21 protein-coding genes and 7 tRNA genes are annotated in these 22,472 nt (G+C 39.9%); 23 read left to right on the forward strand and 5 right to left on the reverse strand.

Annotation, left to right across the window (positions count from 1 at the left end; all coding sequences use genetic code 11):
• Nucleotides 1-260 precede the first annotated feature (260 nt).
• From nagB to fghA, 13 genes are all read left to right on the forward strand, one after another.
• Nucleotides 261-1,067: a glucosamine-6-phosphate deaminase gene (gene nagB / locus AB4J89_RS08055; protein WP_368468854.1), complete on the forward strand. Its 807-nt coding sequence runs from the start codon at nt 261-263 to the stop codon at nt 1,065-1,067.
• A 124-nt stretch (nt 1,068-1,191) separates the two neighbouring features.
• On the forward strand, nt 1,192-2,352 hold the full coding sequence (gene nagA / locus AB4J89_RS08060) for an N-acetylglucosamine-6-phosphate deacetylase (protein WP_270756642.1): 1,161 nt from the start codon (nt 1,192-1,194) through the stop codon (nt 2,350-2,352).
• A gap of 13 nt (nt 2,353-2,365) precedes the next feature.
• Nucleotides 2,366-3,598, forward strand: coding sequence for an N-acetylglucosamine repressor (locus AB4J89_RS08065; RefSeq protein WP_088493435.1), 1,233 nt, complete (start codon nt 2,366-2,368; stop codon nt 3,596-3,598).
• A gap of 412 nt (nt 3,599-4,010) precedes the next feature.
• Nucleotides 4,011-4,087, forward strand: a tRNA-Met gene (locus AB4J89_RS08070).
• Nucleotides 4,088-4,094: 7 nt separating this feature from the next.
• Nucleotides 4,095-4,179 (forward strand) — tRNA-Leu (locus AB4J89_RS08075).
• Nucleotides 4,180-4,206: 27 nt separating this feature from the next.
• Nucleotides 4,207-4,281 (forward strand) — tRNA-Gln (locus AB4J89_RS08080).
• Nucleotides 4,282-4,322: 41 nt separating this feature from the next.
• A tRNA-Gln gene (locus AB4J89_RS08085) sits at nt 4,323-4,397 on the forward strand.
• Nucleotides 4,398-4,429: 32 nt separating this feature from the next.
• Nucleotides 4,430-4,506 (forward strand) — tRNA-Met (locus AB4J89_RS08090).
• Nucleotides 4,507-4,511: 5 nt separating this feature from the next.
• A tRNA-Gln gene (locus AB4J89_RS08095) sits at nt 4,512-4,586 on the forward strand.
• A gap of 50 nt (nt 4,587-4,636) precedes the next feature.
• A tRNA-Leu gene (locus tag AB4J89_RS08100) sits at nt 4,637-4,721 on the forward strand.
• A 261-nt stretch (nt 4,722-4,982) separates the two neighbouring features.
• Entirely contained in the window at nt 4,983-5,258 is a 276-nt protein-coding gene (locus AB4J89_RS08105) for a metal-sensing transcriptional repressor (RefSeq protein WP_036938507.1), read from the forward strand.
• 19 nt (nt 5,259-5,277) lie between these two features.
• On the forward strand, nt 5,278-6,390 hold the full coding sequence (locus AB4J89_RS08110; RefSeq protein WP_088493436.1) for an S-(hydroxymethyl)glutathione dehydrogenase/class III alcohol dehydrogenase: 1,113 nt from the start codon (nt 5,278-5,280) through the stop codon (nt 6,388-6,390).
• Between the two features lie 53 nt (nt 6,391-6,443).
• A complete protein-coding gene (fghA, locus tag AB4J89_RS08115; protein ID WP_088493437.1) occupies nt 6,444-7,274 on the forward strand; it encodes an S-formylglutathione hydrolase in 831 nt (276 codons plus the stop codon).
• A 54-nt stretch (nt 7,275-7,328) separates the two neighbouring features.
• Here the strand turns inward: fghA and ubiF are convergent, their stop codons facing one another.
• Nucleotides 7,329-8,516, reverse strand: a complete 1,188-nt coding sequence (ubiF, locus tag AB4J89_RS08120) for a 3-demethoxyubiquinol 3-hydroxylase (protein WP_088493438.1) — start codon at nt 8,514-8,516, stop codon at nt 7,329-7,331.
• Nucleotides 8,517-8,721: 205 nt separating this feature from the next.
• Between ubiF and miaB the strand changes: the two genes are divergently transcribed.
• The 6 genes from miaB to AB4J89_RS08150 all read left to right on the forward strand — a co-directional run bounded on the left by miaB (nt 8,722) and on the right by AB4J89_RS08150 (nt 14,944).
• On the forward strand, nt 8,722-10,152 hold the full coding sequence (miaB, locus tag AB4J89_RS08125; protein ID WP_088493439.1) for a tRNA (N6-isopentenyl adenosine(37)-C2)-methylthiotransferase MiaB: 1,431 nt from the start codon (nt 8,722-8,724) through the stop codon (nt 10,150-10,152).
• Nucleotides 10,153-10,180: 28 nt separating this feature from the next.
• Nucleotides 10,181-11,242: a PhoH family protein gene (locus tag AB4J89_RS08130; protein ID WP_088493440.1), complete on the forward strand. Its 1,062-nt coding sequence runs from the start codon at nt 10,181-10,183 to the stop codon at nt 11,240-11,242.
• Entirely contained in the window at nt 11,235-11,702 is a 468-nt protein-coding gene (ybeY, locus tag AB4J89_RS08135; protein WP_075671597.1) for an rRNA maturation RNase YbeY, read from the forward strand. The genes AB4J89_RS08130 and ybeY overlap by 8 nt, the downstream gene beginning before the upstream one ends.
• A 71-nt stretch (nt 11,703-11,773) precedes the next feature.
• A complete protein-coding gene (gene corC / locus AB4J89_RS08140; protein ID WP_023581153.1) occupies nt 11,774-12,655 on the forward strand; it encodes a CNNM family magnesium/cobalt transport protein CorC in 882 nt (293 codons plus the stop codon).
• 7 nt (nt 12,656-12,662) lie between these two features.
• Nucleotides 12,663-14,186, forward strand: coding sequence for an apolipoprotein N-acyltransferase (lnt, locus tag AB4J89_RS08145; RefSeq protein WP_088493441.1), 1,524 nt, complete (start codon nt 12,663-12,665; stop codon nt 14,184-14,186).
• A gap of 71 nt (nt 14,187-14,257) precedes the next feature.
• The gene (locus AB4J89_RS08150) at nt 14,258-14,944 is read left to right on the forward strand and encodes a hypothetical protein (RefSeq protein WP_088493442.1); all 687 of its coding nucleotides are present in this window, start codon (nt 14,258-14,260) and stop codon (nt 14,942-14,944) included.
• An 8-nt stretch (nt 14,945-14,952) separates the two neighbouring features.
• Here the strand turns inward: AB4J89_RS08150 and AB4J89_RS08155 are convergent, their stop codons facing one another.
• The 4 genes from AB4J89_RS08155 to AB4J89_RS08170 all read right to left on the reverse strand — a co-directional run bounded on the left by AB4J89_RS08155 (nt 14,953) and on the right by AB4J89_RS08170 (nt 18,700).
• Nucleotides 14,953-15,456, reverse strand: a complete 504-nt coding sequence (locus tag AB4J89_RS08155) for a protein disulfide oxidoreductase (protein ID WP_088493443.1) — start codon at nt 15,454-15,456, stop codon at nt 14,953-14,955.
• Nucleotides 15,456-16,187, reverse strand: coding sequence for a DsbA family protein (locus tag AB4J89_RS08160; protein WP_023581150.1), 732 nt, complete (start codon nt 16,185-16,187; stop codon nt 15,456-15,458). The genes AB4J89_RS08155 and AB4J89_RS08160 overlap by 1 nt, the downstream gene beginning before the upstream one ends.
• Nucleotides 16,187-18,226 (reverse strand): protein-disulfide reductase DsbD, encoded by a 2,040-nt coding sequence (locus tag AB4J89_RS08165; RefSeq protein WP_088493444.1) that lies wholly within the window; start codon nt 18,224-18,226, stop codon nt 16,187-16,189. The genes AB4J89_RS08160 and AB4J89_RS08165 overlap by 1 nt, the downstream gene beginning before the upstream one ends.
• Nucleotides 18,227-18,310: 84 nt before the next feature.
• Nucleotides 18,311-18,700 carry a metal resistance protein gene (locus tag AB4J89_RS08170; RefSeq protein ID WP_088493445.1) on the reverse strand — a complete coding sequence of 130 codons (390 nt, stop codon included), beginning with the start codon at nt 18,698-18,700 and terminating at the stop codon, nt 18,311-18,313.
• A gap of 365 nt (nt 18,701-19,065) precedes the next feature.
• Here AB4J89_RS08170 and AB4J89_RS08175 point away from each other — a divergent pair, with 365 nt between their 5' ends.
• The 4 genes from AB4J89_RS08175 (at nt 19,066) to AB4J89_RS08190 (ending at nt 22,215) form a co-directional block, all read left to right on the forward strand.
• Nucleotides 19,066-19,959 (forward strand): amino acid ABC transporter substrate-binding protein, encoded by an 894-nt coding sequence (locus tag AB4J89_RS08175; protein WP_088493446.1) that lies wholly within the window; start codon nt 19,066-19,068, stop codon nt 19,957-19,959.
• Between the two features lie 115 nt (nt 19,960-20,074).
• Entirely contained in the window at nt 20,075-20,815 is a 741-nt protein-coding gene (locus AB4J89_RS08180) for an amino acid ABC transporter permease (protein ID WP_069370058.1), read from the forward strand.
• Nucleotides 20,815-21,489 (forward strand): glutamate/aspartate ABC transporter permease GltK, encoded by a 675-nt coding sequence (gltK, locus tag AB4J89_RS08185; RefSeq protein ID WP_006537724.1) that lies wholly within the window; start codon nt 20,815-20,817, stop codon nt 21,487-21,489. The genes AB4J89_RS08180 and gltK overlap by 1 nt, the downstream gene beginning before the upstream one ends.
• Nucleotides 21,490-22,215: an amino acid ABC transporter ATP-binding protein gene (locus tag AB4J89_RS08190; protein ID WP_088493447.1), complete on the forward strand. Its 726-nt coding sequence runs from the start codon at nt 21,490-21,492 to the stop codon at nt 22,213-22,215. It begins immediately after the preceding gene.
• Nucleotides 22,216-22,472: the final 257 nt, after the last annotated feature.

Genomic DNA, 22,472 nt, shown 5'->3' on the forward strand with positions numbered 1-22,472 from the left:
TAGTCTAAAAAAATTATTTCGTATCGCAAATTAATTAGTCATAATTTGTGATTAAAGTCACTAATATCGTATAATTTTTAGCTGAAATGCTGGCTAAGTCAGAAAGCTTATTTTATGATTAAAAATATCTTTTGGCGGGACATTTCGATCATCAGCTAAAAATGAAAAGAAATTCGTGTTATAGATGAGCCACTGATAATCACACGATGAAATAACACGTTACTGAGTTATCAGATTTGTCTTTTTTCTATGAGGTTACTATGAGGTTAATCCCCCTATCCACGGCAAAACAAGTTGGTAAGTGGTCTGCAAATTATATCGTTGAGAAAATCAATGCGTTTAATCCAACCGCAGAGCGCCCTTTCGTACTTGGTTTACCGACTGGTGGCACGCCATTGGCGACATATAAAGAATTAATTGAATTGCATCGTGCAGGAAAAGTCAGCTTCCAACACGTTGTGACGTTCAATATGGATGAATATGTTGGTATTCCATCAGATCATTCACAAAGTTATCGTACTTTTATGTATGAAAACTTCTTTAATCATATTGATATTAAAGATGAAAATATCAATTTATTAAATGGTAATGCTGAAGATCCACAAGCAGAATGCGAACGCTATGAAGCTAAAATCAAGTCTTATGGCAAAATCAATCTGTTTATGGGCGGTGTAGGTAACGACGGTCACATTGCATTTAATGAACCAGCGTCTTCACTCTCTTCACGCACTCGAATGAAAACGCTAACTGAAGATACACGCTTAGCAAATTCACGTTTCTTCGACAATAATGTTAATCATGTTCCTAAATATGCACTGACAGTCGGTGTAGGCACATTATTAGATGCTGAAGAATTAATGATTTTGGCGACCGATTTTAATAAAGCACAAGCAGTACATGCAGCAACAGAAGGCGCTGTTAACCATTTATGGACGATTTCCTGTGTTCAACTTCACCCTAAAGCAATTTTAGTGTGTGATGATCCTGCAACAATGGAATTACGTGTAAAAACATTGCGTTATTTCCAACAAATTGAAGCGCAAGAGTGTCAGAAATACCAAGACTAAGTTTAGTAAAATAAGTACCTACTGATTAAGTAGCGGAAAAGGCTAAGCTCTCTTACTTATCAGCCAGAATTTGCTGGCTGATATCGGCTTTTTAGATTGACTTCCCTTATCAGGAGACAAAGGTATGTTTGCCTTAACAAATGCTGTTATTTATACAGGTTACGACCGTTTAGAAAACCACGCCATTATTATTAACGGCTCCCGTATTGAGCAGGTTTGCCCACAGGATCAACTGCCAAAAGATATCACTGTTCGTGATATGAAAGGTGCAATTGTCTCTCCTGGTTTTATTGATTTACAGGTTAATGGTTGTGGCGGTGTGCAATTTAATGACACTCCTGAAAATGTCACCGTTGAAACGTTAGAAATTATGCAAAAAGCGAATGAACGCTTAGGTTGCACTAGCTATTTGCCAACGCTAATTACCTGTTCTGATGAATTGATGAAAATAGGCATTGAAGCAACTCGTGCTTATATGAAGAAACATGAAAATAAAGTATTGGGATTACATTTAGAAGGCCCATATATCAATGTGATTAAAAAAGGGACTCACGATCCACAATTTATTCGTCAACCAAGTGCTCAGATGATTAGCTATTTGTGCGATAATGCTGATGTCATCGCCAAAATCACCCTCGCGCCAGAAATGGTTGATGAAAAGTATGTTCGTCAATTAATCAAAGCAGGTATCATTGTTTCTGCGGGTCATTCTAATTCGACTTATGAAGAAGCACGTAAAGGATTCCGTAATGGTATCTCATTATCGACTCACCTTTACAACGCAATGCCTTATATTACAGGCAGAGGCCCAGGGCTTGTAGGTGCCATTTATGATACACCTGAAGTTTATGCTGGTATCATTGCTGATGGGTTGCATGTTTCATGGGCAAATATTCGTAACAGTAAGCGTTTGAAAGGTGAAAAATTACTTTTAGTCACAGACGCAACTGCGCCAGCGGGGCTTGATCCTAGCAAAAATGAGATGGATAGCTTCGTTTTTGCCGGTAAAACCATATATTATCGTAATGGTCTTTGTGTCGATGCAGATGGTACATTAAGTGGATCATCACTAACCATGATTGGTGCAATTAAAAATAGCGTGATCCATGTAGGTATTCCATTAGATGAAACATTGCGGATGGCAACACTTTATCCTGCTCGTGCAATTGGAATGGAAAAAGAATTGGGAACAATTGAAGCTGGAAAAATTGCTAACCTCGCTTCTTTTGATAAGGACTTCAACCTTTGTACAACGTTTGTCAATGGTATCGAAATAACTGAATAACTAATGGATGTATATGCTGATGAGTCATAACAACACTGAAACGCAAATTGGCAATATCGATCTTGTTAAACAACTTAACAGTGCGATTGTGTATCGACTGATTGATCAACACGGGCCAATTTCCCGTATCCAAATAGCCGAACAAAGCCAGCTAGCGCCAGCCAGTGTGACTAAAATTACTCGTCAGTTGCTTGAACGAGGCTTAATTAAAGAAGTTGATCAACAAGCATCAACAGGTGGACGTCGCGCAATTTCTATTATTGTTGAACACCGCAATTTTAATACAGTTAGTGTGCGATTGGGGCGTAATGATGCCACTGTTGCTCTTTATGATCTAAGTGGAAAAGTCATCATTGAGCAACACTACCCTTTAGAACAAAGTACTCAAAATGAAGTTGAAGCTCTGCTTATCAATGCAATTGATGATTTTATTAAACAAAATCAGCGTCGTATTCGTGAGCTTATTTCAATTTCTGTGATCCTCCCCGGTCTTGTTGATCCAAATAAAGGCATTGTTCGTTATATGCCTCATATGAAAGTGGATAATTGGGCTTTAGTAAATAGCTTAGAAAAACGCTTTAGTCTGCCTTGTTATGCAGGACATGATATTCGAAGCCTAGCTTTAGCTGAAAACTATTTTGGTGCTACAAGAGATTGTGAAGACTCATTACTCGTCCGTATCCATCGGGGTGCAGGTGCTGGTGTTATTATTAATAATAAAATTCTGCTCAACCAACGTGGTAACTTAGGAGAGATTGGTCATATTCAAATCGACCCTCTAGGTGAACGTTGCCATTGTGGTAACTTTGGTTGTTTAGAAACGATTGCATCCAATACAGCAATCGAGGCGAAAGTACGCTATCAATTAGAGCAAGGCTATCCAAGCCAGTATTTATCGCCAACACAGTGCCAAATCCAAGATATTTGTCGAGCCGCTGTTAAAAATGACCCGCTAGCAGTCGAAACCATCAAACAAGTGGGTTTACACTTAGGTAAAGCTATTGCGATTGCCATTAACCTATTTAACCCACAAAAAGTGGTTTTAGCGGGTGAATTGACTGAAGCAGCTGAAGTTTTACTTCCCTCAATTCAAAGTTGCATTAATACACAAGTATTAAAAGAATTCAGAGAAGAGCTTCCTGTCGTCACATCAGAGCTTGATCATCGTTCTGCCATAGGGGCTTTTGCCTTGACTAAACGCGCAATGCTTAACGGAGAATTGCTTCAACAGCTATTAGAAAAGTAATTTATTGTTGATAAATTACACTTTTTGCGTTGAATGTATACTTTTCTGATTTTCATTGTGAAATAAGTCTAAAATTCAATCAGTAATATTCAAAGAAAAAGAAATGTAGCGTGAGTTTCTCACCTCATTTCTTTTTTTTATACTCATTATTTCCCATCCTTTCCCTCTTTGACTTAATATCATTTCTCTTACTGCTTTGTTTTTTCTTTTTATTCACACACTATTGCGCCTTATTCTTTGAGATATTTTTCATCAATAAGGTTGTTTTTTGGATCTTTTTTCGACAAAATGATTAACCATCGAGCAAACGGACACGTTTCTCGAAAATTAATGCAAAAAGCAGTTGACGGATTTGTCTGTAATACGCATAATGCGCCCCGCAACGCCGACGAAGGTTATGCAAAAAAAAGATGGCTATGTAGCTCAGCTGGTTAGAGCACAACACTCATAATGTTGGGGTCACAGGTTCGAATCCCGTCATAGCCACCATCTTTTTGCGGGAGTGGCGAAATTGGTAGACGCACCAGATTTAGGTTCTGGCGCCGCAAGGTGTGCGAGTTCAAGTCTCGCCTCCCGCACCATTTTAACCTCGTCAAGAATTTATCAGTTGGGATATCGCCAAGCGGTAAGGCACCAGGTTTTGATCCTGGCATTCCCAGGTTCGAATCCTGGTATCCCAGCCATATTTCTGATAAATAAGTGTGTTGACAATTGAATTAGCGGATGGGGTATCGCCAAGCGGTAAGGCACCAGGTTTTGATCCTGGCATTCCCAGGTTCGAATCCTGGTACCCCAGCCATCTTTCAAAAGAAAGACAGCTAGATTCAATACGGCTATGTAGCTCAGCTGGTTAGAGCACAACACTCATAATGTTGGGGTCACAGGTTCGAATCCCGTCATAGCCACCATTTTTTGGGATATCGCCAAGCGGTAAGGCACCAGGTTTTGATCCTGGCATTCCCAGGTTCGAATCCTGGTATCCCAGCCATATTTTGAAAGAGAGACTCGCTGAGCGAGTCTTTTTTTCTCCAAGTTGTTGCGGGAGTGGCGAAATTGGTAGACGCACCAGATTTAGGTTCTGGCGCCGCAAGGTGTGCGAGTTCAAGTCTCGCCTCCCGCACCATTGATTACTAACGTGTTAATCACGAAATCAACAGATAAGACTCGCATTGCGGGTCTTTTTTGTTTTTGTCTCTTACGTTTTTCTTGTCTCGGTCTTTTCTCTCAACTTCATCACCCCTTTATCTTCTTACACCTCTGCTCTCAAAAGCTAACATTCTCCACACCATCATTTTTATTCTCATCATTTCACACTTTCTTGATCTCTCTGTACATATATCTCCCTAGATACTATACTCCCCCATAGTATATTTAAGGATTATGTATGCCACACTCACCAGCAGAAAAAAAAGCCGCGTTAACTCGCGTAAGAAAAATTAAAGGGCAACTTCTTGCATTAGAAACTGCCCTTGAAAATGAAAATGAATGCGGTCAGGTATTACAACAAATTGCCGCCATCAGAGGTGCTATCAACGGTCTGATGGCAGGTGTGCTCGAAAGTCATTTACGTGAAGGTCTTATGGATGCTGTCGCTTCTCCTGAAGATCAAAAAAATTCCGTTGATGATGCCATTTCACTTATCCGCACTTACCTGCGTTAATAACAAAAAAGGATACACCATGAAATCTCGTGCAGCGGTCGCATTTGGACCAGGAGAACCTTTAAAAATCGTTGAAGTTGATGTGATGCCACCAAAAGCAGGTGAAGTACTCATAAAAATCAGCCATACAGGTGTTTGCCATACAGACGCTTTTACGCTCTCAGGTGATGATCCTGAAGGTGTATTCCCTGCTATTCTTGGTCATGAAGGCGCTGGTGTGGTTGTCGAGGTCGGTGAAGGTGTCACCAGTGTTAAACCGGGCGATCACGTTATTCCTCTATACACTGCCGAATGTGGCGAATGTCTATTTTGCAAATCAGGCAAAACAAACTTATGTGTTGCAGTCAGAGCAACGCAAGGTAAGGGTTTAATGCCAGATGGGACAACACGTTTTTCTTACAACGGACAACCTATTTATCACTATATGGGATGCTCTACTTTTAGCGAATACACTGTGGTGGCTGAAGTTTCTCTGGCAAAAATCAATCCAGAAGCCAATCACGAAGAAGTTTGCTTATTAGGTTGTGGCGTAACAACTGGTATTGGTGCAGTTCACAATACGGCAAAAGTACAAGAAGGTGACTCTGTTGCTGTGTTTGGTTTAGGCGGTATTGGTCTTGCCGTTCTTCAAGGTGCAAGACAAGCCAAAGCAGGTCGTATTTTTGCTATCGATACAAATCCTGAAAAATTTGCATTAGCGCGCCAGTTTGGTGCAACTGACTGCTTAAACCCTAATGACTACGACAAGCCTATTCAGCAAGTCCTTGTTGAAATGACACAATGGGGTATTGACCATACTTTTGAATGTATCGGAAACGTCAATGTCATGAGAGCTGCATTAGAAAGTGCGCATCGTGGTTGGGGTCAATCCATTATTATTGGTGTAGCTGGTGCAGGACAAGAGATCTCAACCCGTCCATTCCAATTAGTTACAGGGCGCTCATGGAAAGGTACTGCTTTTGGCGGTGTTAAAGGTCGTAGTCAATTACCCGGTATGGTCGAGGATGCAATGAAAGGTAATATCGAACTTAAGCCTTTTGTTACCCATAAACTACCGTTAGATAAAATTAATGAAGCTTTTGATTTAATGCATGAAGGTAAATCAATCCGAACTGTTATTCATTTCGATTAATCATTCTCAAGCCTATGTCTCATAGGTTTGTCTTTGTTTTTAAAGGAGTCAAAATGGAAAGGATTGAACGTCACGCCTGTTTTGGTGGTTGGCAAGAAGTTTATCAACATACATCAAAGGCGTTAAATTGTGAGATGAAATTTGCTATCTATCTTCCTCCTATGGAAGAAGAGCAAAAATACCCTGTTTTATATTGGTTATCAGGCTTAACCTGCAACGAGCAAAATTTTATTACTAAATCAGGTGCTCAACAATTTGCAGCACAACACGGTATTGTTTTAGTGGTACCTGATACTAGCCCTCGCGGTGAGAATGTTGCTGATGATAGTGCTTATGATTTAGGGCAAGGTGCTGGTTTTTACCTTAATGCGACACAATCGCCGTGGAATACTCATTACAATATGTATGACTACATTGTTGATGAACTTCCTGCACTAATAGAAACGCATTTTCCTGTAACTCATCAACGTGCTATTAGTGGCCATTCAATGGGTGGTCATGGTGCATTAACGATTGCATTGCGAAATTCAGCACGCTACAGCAGTGTCTCAGCGTTTTCTCCAATTGTGGCACCATCAGTTGTTCCTTGGGGTAAAAAAGCGTTTAGCGCTTATTTAGGCGATGATACGACACAGTGGCAACAATATGATGCGGTTGAATTAATTAACCAAGCAGAAAGTGTGTTACCTATGCGTATTGATGTCGGACTCGATGATCCTTTCTATCAAGAGCAACTGAAGCCTGAATTATTTGCTCAAGCTTGCGATACAAAACAGTTCCCTTATCAATTGAATTTACATCAAGGGTACGATCACAGTTACTATTTTGTGGCGAGTTTTATTGGTGAGCATATTGCTTTTCATGCCAAGCATTTAAAAGCGTAACAATTATGCGATGATCTTATTGTTGATATCCAACGCAGATCATCGCATTTCTAATTATTTAATACCTAACGCATAACGCAATGCCGCTTCTTTCGCTTTTCCTGCATGTTGAGCTGCTAAAAGGCCAATATTTCTAACAACTTTTAAACCCGGTAATTGGTGACTAAAGGCGTGATAAAATACGTCCATACCCGCTTGCATAACTAGATTATCAGGCATACGACGACGCTGATATTTTTTCAATAACGCCATTGAATCCCAAGGCTCGAAATGTTTTTTAGCCTCAGCCACTAAGTCCAAGAAACAATCTACATCACGGTAACCTAAGTTAACGCCCTGTCCTGCTAATGGATTAATGGTGTGAGCCGCATCTCCCAACAAAACAATTCCTTTATCAACATAACGACTTGCATGCTGACGAGTTAATGGGAATGAACCAGCTGCAATAGGTGTCGCTTTGCCTAATCGCTCTGGGAAAGCGTGTTGAATTTCTTTTTCTAACTGCGCCATCGGCATGTTTTGCAGTTTTCTAATTCGGTCAGGCGAGTCATACCAAACCAAACAAGCCCAATTATCAAAAAGCGGTAAATAAGCACGAGGTCCTGAAGGGTAAAAGCGTTGCCATGTGCCCTTTTCTGGGGGTAATTCTGTTTTCACCGTGATCAACATACAAGATTGGCGATATTGCCAGCCATTGCTACCAATACCCGCAAATTGGCGCACTTGAGAATTTGCACCATCCGCACCTACCACTAAATTTGTAGTGACTTCACTGCCATCAGAAAGCGTTACTTTCCATTTATCATCTAAATAAGTCATTTTACTTAGACTATTTGGACATAATAAGGTGATATTGCTATAACGTTCAGCCTCTTGCCAAAGCGCTAATTGCAAAATTCGGTTTTCAACCATATACCCTAATTCAGGTAAACCTAGGCTTTTAGCATCAAAAATTACATGGGCATTTTCTTCTTCCCATGTTTCTAAGGTAAGATAAGGCGCAGAACGCATAGCTAAAACATGTTGCCATGCACCTAATTGTTTTAATAGACTAACGGACGCGCAACTAATCGCAGAAATACGGATATCAGGATGAGATGACGCATCAAAAGGTGCTGGAGACTGTCGTTCAATCATTGCAACACGCAATCCTTCTTGCGCCAGCCCAATTGCAACAGCAGCGCCAATCATCCCGCCACCAGCGATGATTGCATCAAAATCGTTTTTTACATTACTCATCATTGTTATGCCATAACTCATTACTTTAAATAATAGGTAAGCGCTGTTTCAGTTTATTTCTATTAAACTAAACGCCATAGAGAATTAGCGCCGACTTGCTCTAGTCACTGACCACACAAATGACTACAATAACCGCCTTATTGGCTTATTACACGCAACGTTTTCCAATGATTAGCTATTGTCTCACTGAAAATACCGGATTTACACAATGTCGACGATAAAAAAACTGTACATTAAAACTTGGGGCTGTCAGATGAATGAGTACGATTCATCCAAAATGGCAGACCTACTCGAAAGCACCCACGGTTATCAGTTAACCGATGTCGCCGAAGATGCGGACATTCTACTGCTAAATACCTGTTCTATCCGTGAGAAAGCACAAGAAAAAGTCTTTCATCAGTTAGGACGTTGGAAATATTTTAAAGATAATAAACCCGATATTATCATTGGCGTCGGTGGTTGTGTTGCTTCTCAAGAAGGTGAATACATCCGTCAACGTGCGCAGTGTGTCGATATTATCTTCGGACCACAGACTTTACACCGTTTGCCTGAAATGATTAATCAGGTTAAAGGGACTAAAAGCCCAGTTGTCGATATCAGCTTCCCTGAAATCGAAAAATTTGACCGTTTACCAGAGCCTCGCGCTGAAGGCCCTTCTGCTTTCGTTTCTATCATGGAAGGCTGTAATAAATACTGCTCTTTCTGCGTAGTTCCTTATACACGCGGTGAAGAAGTTAGCCGTCCTTGTGATGATGTGCTATTTGAAATTGCTCAATTAGCGGCACAAGGTGTGCGCGAAGTAAACTTGTTAGGTCAAAACGTTAACGCCTATCGTGGTGCCACTTTTGATGGTCAAATCTGTAGTTTTGCTGAATTAATTCGCTTAGTCGCTGCAATTGACGGTATTGACCGTGTTCGCTTTACTACCAGCCACCCTATCGAATTTACTGACGATATTGTTGCCGTTTATGAAGATACACCAGAATTAGTCAGCTATTTACACTTGCCAGTGCAAAGTGGTTCTGACCGTATTCTAACATTAATGAAGCGTAACCATACTGCACTTGAATATAAGAGCATCATTCGCAAACTACGCAAAGCACGTCCAGGTATTCTGATAAGTTCAGACTTTATCATTGGTTTCCCGGGTGAAACTCAAGATGACTTTGAAAAAACCATGCAATTAATTGCAGATGTTAATTTCGATATGAGCTTTAGTTTCATCTATTCAGCACGCCCTGGCACACCAGCTGCTGATTTACCGGATGATGTCAGTGAAGATGAGAAGAAACAGCGTTTATATCTGCTACAACAGCGCATCAATCAGCAAGCGATGAACTTTAGCCGTGCAATGTTAAACACTGTACAGCGTATTCTAGTAGAAGGCCCTTCACGTAAAAATGTGATGGAGCTTTCTGGCCGTACTGAGAATAACCGCGTGGTTAACTTTGAAGGTACACCGGATATGATTGGTAAATTCGTTGATGTTGAGATTGTTGACGTTTATGCCAACTCACTACGTGGTAAAGTCATTAGAACGGAAGATCAAATGGATTTACGTATTCACGAATCTCCAGAATCCGTCATTGCACGTACACGTAAAGAAGATGAATTAGGGGTAGGTGTTTACCAACCTTAATTGATCAGATTTAATAAAAGGATAATCAGTGACAGTAATAGCACATGCACAGGTAGCGACCCAAGAAATCTTCTTAGAGCCAGCTGACAATGCCCGTTTAATGAGCCTATGTGGTCCATTTGACGATAATATTAAGCAACTTGAGCGCCGTTTAGGTATCGAGATTAATCATCGTGATAACCGTTTTAAACTCACGGGAAAATCATTGTGTGTCAATGCAGCCACAGGTATTTTACGTCGCCTGTATGTGGAAACCTCGCCAATTAAAGGCGTGATCCCCGATATCGACCCTGAACAAATTCACCTAGCAATCAAAGAAAGCCGTGTGCTTGAGCAAAGTGATGAGCATGTTCCTGAATTTGGGAAATCGACCAATATTCGAACTAAGCGAGGTGTGATAAAACCTCGTACACCAAATCAGGCACAATATATTGCCAATATCCAGACCCATGATATTACTTTTGGTATTGGGCCTGCCGGTACAGGGAAAACTTATCTGGCTGTTGCTGCCGCTGTTGATGCTCTAGAACGTCAAGAAGTACGTCGTATTTTATTAACACGTCCTGCGGTTGAAGCCGGTGAAAAACTGGGCTTTTTACCGGGCGATTTAAGTCAAAAAGTCGATCCCTATTTACGACCACTTTATGATGCGTTATTTGAGATGTTAGGTTTTGAAAAAGTTGAGAAACTAATAGAGCGTAATGTCATTGAAGTCGCGCCTCTCGCCTATATGCGTGGGCGCACATTAAATGACGCCTTTATCATTCTTGATGAAAGCCAAAACACCACCATCGAACAGATGAAAATGTTCTTAACGCGTATTGGCTTTAACTCTAAAGCGGTTGTTACTGGGGATATTACCCAGATTGACCTGCCAAGAGGCAATAAATCAGGCTTACGTCATGCCATTGAAGTTTTATCTGATGTCAATGACTTAAGTTTTAACTTTTTCCACAGTGAAGACGTTGTTCGCCATCCTGTGGTTGCCAAAATTGTTATCGCCTATGAAGCTTGGGAAACGGAAGATCAAAAACGCCGCCAAGCTATCAAAGCAGAAAAAGAGAAGCTTCAGAGAGAAAATCATGAGTGAAGTTATCCTTGATTTACAAGTAGCAAGTGAAAATACGCAAGGGCTTCCTACTGAAGCCCAATTTATGACATGGTTGGAAGCGGTATTACCGCAGTTTCAACCTGTAAGTGAAGTGACTATTCGCATTGTTGATGAAGCAGAAAGTCACGAACTGAATCTCACTTATCGTGGAAAAGACAGACCGACTAACGTGCTTTCTTTTCCCTTTGAGGCTCCGCCTGAAATTGAATTGCCTCTATTAGGTGATTTGATTATTTGCCGTCAAGTAGTAGAAAAAGAGGCGGTTGAACAAAGTAAGACTGTTGAAGAGCATTGGGCACACATGGTTATTCATGGATGTCTGCATCTTTTGGGCTATGATCATATTGAAGATGATGAAGCCGAAGAAATGGAAGGTTTAGAGACAGAAATCTTACAAAATTTAGGTTATGCAGATCCCTATTTGATTGAAAAAGAGTAACAGTTCTCTTATTTTTATGATAAATACTATATCTAATTAACCATTCAATGAGGAAAAATAGTTAAAACGCCATGAGCGACGACCAATCTTCGAGTAACGATAACCCTGGTCCTAAGAAAGGGTTTCTCACACTGCTTAATCAGTGGTTCCACGGTGAACCTAAAAACCGTGATGATCTGATGGAGCTTATCCGCGATTCTGAACAGAAAGAATTAATTGATCCTGACACCCGCGACATGCTTGAAGGGGTAATGGATATTGCTGAACAACGCGTTCGGGACATTATGATCCCTCGCTCTCAAATCGTCACACTAAAACGCAATCAAACCCTTGATGAATGTTTAGATGTGATTATTGACTCAGCACATTCCCGTTTCCCAGTCATTAGCGAAGACAAAGATCATATTGAAGGCTTATTAATGGCGAAAGATCTACTGCCATTTATGCGTACTGACGCAGAGCCATTTAGTATGGATAAAGTCTTACGCTCTGCTGTCGTTGTGCCTGAAAGCAAACGGGTTGATCGCCTATTAAAAGAGTTCCGCTCTCAACGCTATCATATGGCGATTGTGATCGATGAATTCGGAGGCGTATCTGGGCTCGTCACAATTGAGGATATTCTTGAGCTTATCGTAGGCGAAATTGAAGATGAGTATGATGATGAGGATGACATTGATATTCGTCCGTTAAGTCGTCACGCTTACTCAGTTCGAGCTTTAACCCAGATAGAAGATTTCAATGAAGCGTTCGGTACACATTTCAGCGATGAAGAAGTTGATACAATTGGCGGTTTAGTTATGCAAGCCTTTGGTCACCTTCCTGCTCGTGGTGAAACTATTACCATTGATAATTACCAATTTAAAGTTGTTATGGCAGATAGCCGTAAGATCATTCAGGTTTATGTGCATATCCCCGATGATGCGCCAATTCCTGAACTAGGTAATGATGCATAGGATATCAATGAATAAGATCTCTTTCTTAAACCGCCAGTGGGTTCGCGCCCTTCTGGCGGTTTTTTTCGGTGCCATTGGCACATTAGCATTTTCCCCATTTGATTTTTGGCCTGCGGCGTTAATTTCACTACTCGGCTTATTACTGATAATCACTCACCGCACAACTCGCCAAGGTGCATTCCTTGGTTTTGCTTGGGGATTTGGGTTATTTGGTAGCGGTGTAAATTGGGTTTACGTCAGTATCGCTGATTTTGGTGGTATGCCGTTTGCGATAAATATCTTTTTAGTGATTTTATTAGCACTCTATTTATCACTCTACACACTGTTATTTGCAGGATCACTGAATAAGTTTTTTCCCAAACCAACACTCTGGCGGTTTGTATTTGCAGCCCCTGCGCTATGGCAAATTACCGAATTTTTAAGAGGTTGGGTATTATCAGGCTTTCCATGGTTACAGTTTGGTTATAGCCAGATTGATGGCCCATTAAAAGGTATTGCACCTATTTTTGGTGTCACCATGATAACGCTGCTTTTAACCGTTATTAGTGGATTAATTGCATTTACAATCTATCGTAAATCAATTTACAGCCTTGTGGTTGCACTGCTTTTATTAATATTACCTATTAGCTTTAAATCCTATCAGTGGTATCAACCTTTGCCTGATGAAACGCAAGAAATTGCATTAATCCAAGGTAATATCGCACAATCTTTAAAATGGGAACCGGGTACATTAGAGAGCACATTAAAAACCTATCTCACCTTGAGTCGCCCTTTTATTGGTAATGCAAATCTCATTATTTGGCCTGAATCTGCGATCCCTGATGTTGAAATTCAACAGCAAAACTTTTTAGCAGAATTAGATAAACAATTAAGAGAGCAAGATACCCATTTAATGACAGGGATTATTGATGCTCGACCGACATTAGAAGGCTATCGTTTCTACAATAGTGTCATCACATTAGGTGAACACTATGCTTATCAATATCCAGCAACAGATCGCTATAATAAGCATCACCTTGTTCCTTTTGGCGAATATGTACCATTAGAATCACTCTTACGCCCACTTGCGCCTTTCTTTAATTTGCCGATGTCATCATTAAGCCAAGGTGAATATGTACAACCTCAGCTTACTGTTAATGATGCCAAAATAACCGCAGCTATTTGCTACGAAATTATTTTAGGTGAGCAAGTTCGCGCTAATTTCAAACCAGATACACGGTTCTTATTAACGATTTCTAATGATGCGTGGTTTGGTAATTCAATTGGTCCTTGGCAACACTTCCAAATGGCAAGAATGCGTTCTCTAGAGTTAGGAAGACCATTATTACGCTCGACAAATAACGGTATCACCGCATTTATTGCTGCCAATGGTGATGTAATCTCTCAACTTCCTCAATTTGAAGAAGGTGCTTTAGCGGAAAAAATTACACCAACAACTGGGTTAACCCCTTATTACAAATGGGGTAATACACCATTGTGGATATTGGTTGGATTATTTTTTACCATCGCATTTATTAAACGCCGTAATTAAGATGAATAAAGCCCAACCCTATTAAGTTAATATTAATTAGGTTGGGCTTTTTCTAATAAGAGAGCTTTTTTATGGAAAATTATCCTGAACATATTCTTGATGTCATTTGGCAAAGAGCTAAAGAAATATCAGCAGATAATGAAACAAAGGGCTTTCGTACGGATAAAGAAAATAAATGGCTCCAACGCCAAATGTTCAATCAACAAGAACATGAATTTGGTTGGGTATTATCAAAACAACCAGAGTCAATTAGCCAACTTATTGAAGATAAAACCATTGTACCTGTGCATTGGAAAACAGCGGTTACCGATCAACAAAAACAAGAGGCCGAGTCTAAACGCGTTAATGTCACTCCACTTGAACCACCAGCTCTATCCCAATTAATTCAGTCACCTGTAAATATTCAATCTTATTGGCAATATGCACATAAAATTTCCAGCGATAACGAAGAAAAAGGTTTTCGTAAAGATCATTACGGTTATGTTATTCAGCAAAATGCGTTTGGGAATAAACAACATCAATATGGCTGGACATTAGCTCAATTAACCTCCGCTAATAAAAATAACCAAACCGTTATTCCTATTAATATTGTGCCAATACATATTAATACTGCAAAACGCATTGCCGATGAAAAGGCATTAATTGCCCAAAATACCGAAGAAGCAAAAATTGAACGCAGACGTAAAAATATTATTTATGAAATAATCTATTTTATTGTCAGCTTACCCGGTACCCTTTTTTCTTTACTAAAATTCTGATGGCTGATTTAGATAGAAGCCCACCATAAACGTAGTTTTAATCCCCACGAAGATGACCAACCACTGGTAAAGCCGACCATTTCACCTTTATAAACAATAACAAATGAAGGTGTTGCACTAATTTCCCACTGTTGAGAAATATCCCCTCGACTATCATTTATTACAGGAAAAACCAGTCCTTTAGATTGGATACCGCGCTCTAATTTCGCGTTATCACCAGAACGGATCGCAACAGATGTCACGTTATAACCATCTTGCGCTAACGAATTTACTGCGGGTGTTGTTAGTTTACAAACCCCACACCAAGTTGCCCAAAAATAGATTAACAAGGGCTTTTCAGCACTCAATTCAGTCAATGAAACAACTTTATTATCAACAGTATAAAGTTCAGGTAAATTCGTTAAGGAGGGTGGCGTAGGTTGTCGCCACCAATCCATTGCAAAAGAAGCTATAACGAAAATGACAACCAGAACAATCAGTTCTTTACTCCACTTTCGTAAGCGACTACGCATTATTTTTTCACTTTAGCCAGTTGCTCTTTTACAATCACTTCTAACTGAGCGTAATCAACGGCACCCGGGATAACCATATCGCCAACAACAGTTGCAGGTGTACCTTGAATACCTAATTTACGAGAAAGATCTAAGTTATTTTGTAACGCTTTTAAGCTTTCATCCGTTAATTTCACTTTGCTTGTATTGGTTGTTTTCATTGCATCATCAATACTTGCATTATCTAGCATTGTTTTCTTCTGCATTAAACGTTGGTGTAATGCTAAGAATGCTTTTGGATCTTCTTTCCAAACTGAAAGTACAGCTTGAGAAGCTTTTGCAGAACTTTCACCTTTAAATGGCAGAGGCTTAATCACCACGGCAACTTCAGGATAATCTTTTGTGATTTGTTCTAATAATGGATCGAAGCGTTTGCAGTAAGGGCAGTTATAATCAGTAAAAGAAACCAACACTAACTTAGCGTCTTTTGCACCAATTCGAGGACTTGCTGCATCGTTATATAATGCGTCATGCTCTGCATTTAATGCCGTACGGAATTGAGCTTGTTGCTCATCTGCTTTTTGTGCTTGTAATGCAGTGATAGCTTCTTCCAGAATTTCTGGATTTTTGATCAACGTATCACGAACCAGCGCGCGAACTTCTTTTTCCTGATCAGCACTTAATGCCGCAGCTTGCACATTTGCACCAAAAAGTAACGAAGAGATAACCAGTGCAGAAAGTGTTTTTTTCATTATTGGGCTCCTTTAGCCTCTGAAAGAACTGTCAATGTTGAATCTTTATTTAAAATAGGAGGTAAAACCACGCCATCTTTATGGCAAGGTCCATAAACTTGGTTAAAAGGTACTGCAACTTGACCACGTTGTTTTAAAAACTGAGTGATTTTATCAGAGGGTTTAGTCCAATCCCCTCTTAATGCGACAACATCTGGCGCTGAAAGTGCAGCCTGGATCTCTTCTCGCAATAATACATTGTATTTGTTTGCTTTGCAGGTTACACACCAATCTGCTGTTACATCGACAAATACACGTTTATTATCTGCTAATGCTTGGTGTATCGCTTCTTCTGATAAAGGTTGCCAATTTATCGAATCTTGACCTGCGAGTGTTTGGCTTGCTGGTTGTTCCACAAACAAGTAAGTACCCGTACCTAAAAATAGAGCAATAACGGCTGAAATAAATACCGTTTTTTTGCCATAATGCCGTGCTATCGCAAACAATAACAGCAGAGTAATGGCAATAAAAATAGCCATAACGATTGGCAATCCTAGATGCGGAATAAGTAATGTAATTAGCCAAATACTGGACAATAACATCATAAAACCTAAAACCACTCTTAGGCGATTCATCCATTTGCCCGGTTTTGGTAGCGCTTTAGCGATAGATGGGAATATAGCCACTAAGATCCAAGGCAAACTCATTCCAATCCCTAGAGCGGTAAAAATAAGCCATAGTTCATTTAGTGGCGCAATAAGTGCATAAGCAACCGCTGTTCCTAAAAATGGTGCTGAACAAGGTGTTGCGAGTAGCGTCGCAAATGCACCTTCCCAAAAATGTCGGCTATATCCTTGCCCACCTGCTGTTGCCATTTTAGTATTTATATTGCTACTTAAACGCAGTTCAAATAATCCAAAGAGATTCGCAGTAAAAATAGCAGTAACTAATACCATAAAACCAATAAACCAAGGACTTTGGAATTGAATTCCCCAGCCTAAGGCTTCTTGGCTATAACGTAAGCCTGTCATAAACAGAGCTAGCGCCCAAAATGAAACTAAGATGCCTAGAACAGAAACAGAAAATTGCTTGCGAATAACCCCTTTATCGCGATTTTCAAGATGTAGAATTGATCCCATTTTCATCGCAAGTACAGGTAATACACAAGGCATCAAATTCAGAATTAAGCCACCTAATAGCGCAAAAGCAAGAATACTCCAAAGCCCAACACCTGAATTGGAAGTAGGAGCAATCTCCGCTCCGCCATGCCCTATCGTGTCATTAACTTGACGAGAAAAATCTTGGTCAGTAATAACAAAAGAAAGCACCTTACCTGAGATATCACCAGCAGCATCTCCCCAATCATCAGTCACATCAACGGTGACAAATAGATTTTTATCTTGATGATTTAATTTTGGAATGCCATAAAGCATACCTTCAGGGGGATCGAGGTAAATATTAGGTTTAACCCAAGCACCTTGCTCTTTTTGTAAAGAGATAGTGAGTTGGCTATTGTTATAACCAGAAGAAACTGATGATACTAATCCTGTTCCAACAGGAATTTTTGCCATTGCCTGATTATATTGCCATTCAAAATCAGCAGGCACAGGTTCAGTAAGATCCAAATCTAAAGTGTAGTCAGTCAAAATACAGACATTACTACATGTCGATAAAGTTAAAACTCCCGTTAAACGATCAGCCTGAACAGAGGATAGTTCAATAGGAAAAACAACTTGTTTGTCATAGCCTTGAGTGTGAATACCCGCCACATCAAAAGCTGAAGGTGATGGCCAATGCCAAGTTATTGCACTTACATCTTGCGACCAATTAATTTCAGGGGCAACGCCGCCTTCTCCAGGAGAACGCCAATACGTTTTCCATCCAGACTCAAGCTGTACCTCAAGTAAAACTTTCACGTCACCTGTTGGGGACTTTTGTGCTGTCGCCCTAACTTGTGCATGAGAATTATCAGGCATGGTTAGCCAGCCTGTATCTGCTGCTTGAGAGGTAGATAAAGTAAATAGCGTTAATATCAACGCCATAGCAAAAGAACGAAACATAACAACTCCCTAAAAATTCCTACAACGCTACACATAGAGCCACGCCCAAAATAGACGCGCAATCTTTTAGCTAAAAGGAAATTTCTAATCCCTCAAAATACAATAATGAAGGTGAAGTCTGATTGGAGGAGGTGGATGATGATGTTTTTTCTGATTACGCTGACGCGACACATAGATGGCAGCCATGCTTAACAATAGCAATACTGCCCATGAATGGAAAAATGGCTCTATTGTTAATGGAGGAACAGATAATAATGATTTGGCGCTCAATTCACAGGTAGACAGTGAATAGGTGTGCTCTGTTGCGCTATTCTCATCGGCAATCGGTGTTGATAGTGGGTATTGTGTTTGAGAGACAGCCGTTGCTAAGCGCTCACTAATGATGTGGGCACCTAATGAACGCTGAACAATACAACACAAGATCAGCAAAACTGTTATCACCACTAGCCAGCGACCTGACCGCCAATTACTCATAGATGTTCCTCATCAATATGACCCGCTATCTTAACGGTAATCCACAGACAAACAACTCCTTAAGACAAACTTTACAAATCCCTACTGAGTTTATTTTTCGTATTATCTCCATTTTTCATCTTTAACCTTTATTTCTATAAGGTTTCTACTACAATAATTTTAAATATTGAAAACAACTTCCAAAAAAATAATCAACTACATTTGATTTCATTCTTTTATTGGGAGATACCTCTCGTATTTCACAAATTGTACTTCCCAACAGTATGTTATTTGTTCTATCTATTAACATTATCAAAACAAATTAAAACAAAAAAGCAACACAAAGCAAAACATAAATATCACTTATCACCACGACAGGAGTTATTATGCGCATGCGTAAACTAGCATTATCATTAATGATCTTAGGGGCTGCAGGAGCTGTGCAGGCAGAAGAACTCACTGGAACCTTAAAGAAAATCAATGACAACGATATTATCATCGTTGGACACAGAGAATCCTCTGTTCCTTTCTCTTACTATGATAATCAACAAAAAGTGGTTGGCTATTCTCAAGACTATTCCAACCTCATTGTACAGGCTGTGAAAGACAAAATAGGCAAACCAAACTTACAAGTTCGCCTCATTCCTATTACTTCTCAGAATCGTATTCCATTATTACAAAATGGCACATTTGATTTTGAGTGTGGCTCAACAACCAACAATGAAGCTCGTCAGCAACAAGCTAGTTTCTCTAATACTATTTTCATCGTAGGTACACGTTTACTGGCGAAAAAAGACAGTGGAATTAAAGATTTCGCTGACCTGTCCGGTAAAAACGTTGTTGTAACATCAGGAACAACATCTGAAATGTTACTCAACAAGTTAAATGATGAGAAAAAGATGAATATGCGCATTATCAGCGCAAAAGATCATGGAGACTCATTCCGTACACTTGAATCAGGTCGTGCTGTTGCCTTTATGATGGATGATGCATTACTGGCTGGTGAACGTGCTAAAGCGAAAAAACCGGGTGAGTGGGAAATTGTAGGAACCCCACAATCTGAAGAAGCATATGGTTGTATGTTGCGTAAAGATGACACTCAATTCAAAGCGTTAATTGATGAAACTATCGCTAAAGCACAAAAATCAGGTGAAGCAGAAAAATCGTTCAGTCGCTGGTTTAATGCACCAATCCCACCTAAAAATCTTAACTTAGAATTCACCATCTCTGATGAAATGAAAGCATTATTTGCATCACCAAATGATAAAGCATTGAACTAAAAACACATAAGCAGTTGATGCAAAATAAATAATTATAAAGTATCTGTTGGACAGACAGATCAGTGAAGTTTGGGGCAGTCGTTCCCTGCCCCTCTTTTTCACCGGAGGTGAAATCATGTCGATTGATTGGGATTGGGGGATATTCTTCCAAGAAGCCCCATTCGGAAACACCACATACTTAGGATGGCTGATTTCTGGCTTCCAAGTCACCATTGCCTTATCTCTATGCGCTTGGGTTATCGCTTTTCTTGTCGGTTCTTTATTCGGAATTTTACGCACAGTACCTAATCGGTGGCTTTCAAGCTTAGGCACTGTTTATGTTGAGTTATTCCGTAACGTACCACTTATTGTTCAATTCTTTACGTGGTATCTCGTCATTCCTGAATTATTGCCTCAATCTATTGGCGACTGGTTTAAAATGGACTTAGCGCCAAATGTGCAATTTTTTGTCTCATCAGCACTCTGCTTAGGTTTGTTTACCGCAGCGCGTATGTGTGAGCAAGTTAGAGCCGCAATAAACTCATTACCTCGTGGTCAAAAAGCCGCAGGCTTAGCATTGGGCTTAACTTTACCCCAAACCTATCGTTATGTTTTATTACCTAATGCATACCGCGTCATTATTCCACCAATGACATCCGAAATGCTCAATCTCGTAAAAAACTCAGCGATTGCTTCTACTATCGGACTTATTGATATGGCGGCACAAGCGAATAAACTGCTCGACTATTCAGCAAAAGCGTATGAATCATTCACAGCAATCACACTTGCCTATGTATTTATCAATGTCATCATTATGCTAATAATGCATTGGCTTGAAAAACGCGTTCGCTTACCCGGCACAACGGGAGGTCAATAATGTACGAATTTGACTGGAGTTCTGTTGTTCCAAGCCTACCATTTTTAGTCGATGGAATGGCAATCACGCTAAAAATTACTATCACCGCTATTGTAGTCGGTATTTTATGGGGAACGGTGCTTGCTGTTATGCGCCTATCTACCTTTAAACCTATTAGCTGGTTTGCAGCCGCTTATGTTAATACCTTCCGTTCTATCCCATTAGTCATGGTATTACTGTGGTTTTATTTAATTGTGCCTAACATATTACAAAATGTTCTAGGACTTTCACCGAAAAGTGATATCCGTTTAATTTCAGCAATGATAGCGTTCTCTTTATTTGAAGCGGCTTATTACTCTGAAATTATAAGAGCAGGCATTCAAAGTGTTAGCAAAGGGCAATTTTCAGCCTCACTCGCGTTAGGTATGACCAAGTCACAAACAATGCGTTTAGTGATCTTACCTCAAGCCTTTCGAGCCATGATCCCGCTTTTACTGACTCAAGGAATTGTATTATTCCAAGATACCTCCTTAGTTTACGTTTTAAGTCTTACTGACTTTTTCAGAACAGCGGCAAATATTGGAGAGCGAGATGGTACACAAGTTGAGATGATCCTCTTTGCTGGTTTTGTTTATTTTGTCATTAGCTTCGCCGCTTCGATGTTAGTGAACTTTCTTAAAAAAAGGACTACCTAGATGATTTCCCTAAAAGACGTATCCAAATGGTATGGTCAGTTCCAAGTACTGACTGAATGTTCCACTGAAGTTAAAAAGGGGGAAGTTGTTGTTGTCTGTGGGCCTTCTGGATCAGGTAAATCAACACTGATCAAAACAGTGAATGGCTTAGAGCCTATACAACAAGGCGAGATCCTTGTTAATGAAATCAAAGTAAATGATAAACATACTGATCTTGCTAAATTACGAGCAAAAGTGGGTATGGTATTCCAACATTTTGAACTCTTCCCTCACCTCTCTATTATTGAAAATCTTACCTTGGCACAAGTTAAAGTGCTTAATAGAGAGAAAGCTACCGCAAAAGAGAAAGGATTAAAGCTATTAGAACGTGTGGGATTAGCAAGTCATGCTAACAAATACCCTGCTCAACTTTCAGGTGGTCAACAACAACGTGTCGCCATTGCTCGCGCATTATGTATGGACCCGATTGCAATGTTGTTTGATGAACCCACATCAGCACTTGATCCTGAAATGATTAATGAAGTACTTGATGTAATGGTAGAACTGGCAAATGAGGGTATGACGATGATGGTAGTAACCCATGAAATGGGTTTTGCTAAAAAAGTTGCCGACCGTATTATTTTTATGGATGAAGGTCGAATTGTAGAAGATAGACCTAAAAATGACTTTTTTGATAATCCAAAATCAGCGCGGGCAAAAGATTTCCTCGCTAAAATTCTGCACTAATCTCCACATCCCTCCTGCTGACGTGCTTTTTTAGCACGTCAGCCTAAAATAATAATTTCGATTAACCTCGCAATTAAATATCAAGTAATCTTCTTTTCTCGCAACATCACTATTATTTTTTCACAAAATACGCATTTATTGTCTTTTTGCTTTAACTCTTTCCAAGATATCTCGCAATTGTCTTGAAAAAGTTATGCAAACAGTGGCTTTCATTGAGATCAATAGTTGTGGCTATTAGACAAAATCAGCTATGCTAT

Origin of the sequence: Proteus sp. STS61-E, from assembly GCF_040932335.1 — a bacterium.
Taxonomy (GTDB): Bacteria; Pseudomonadota; Gammaproteobacteria; order Enterobacterales; family Enterobacteriaceae; genus Proteus; species Proteus mirabilis_B.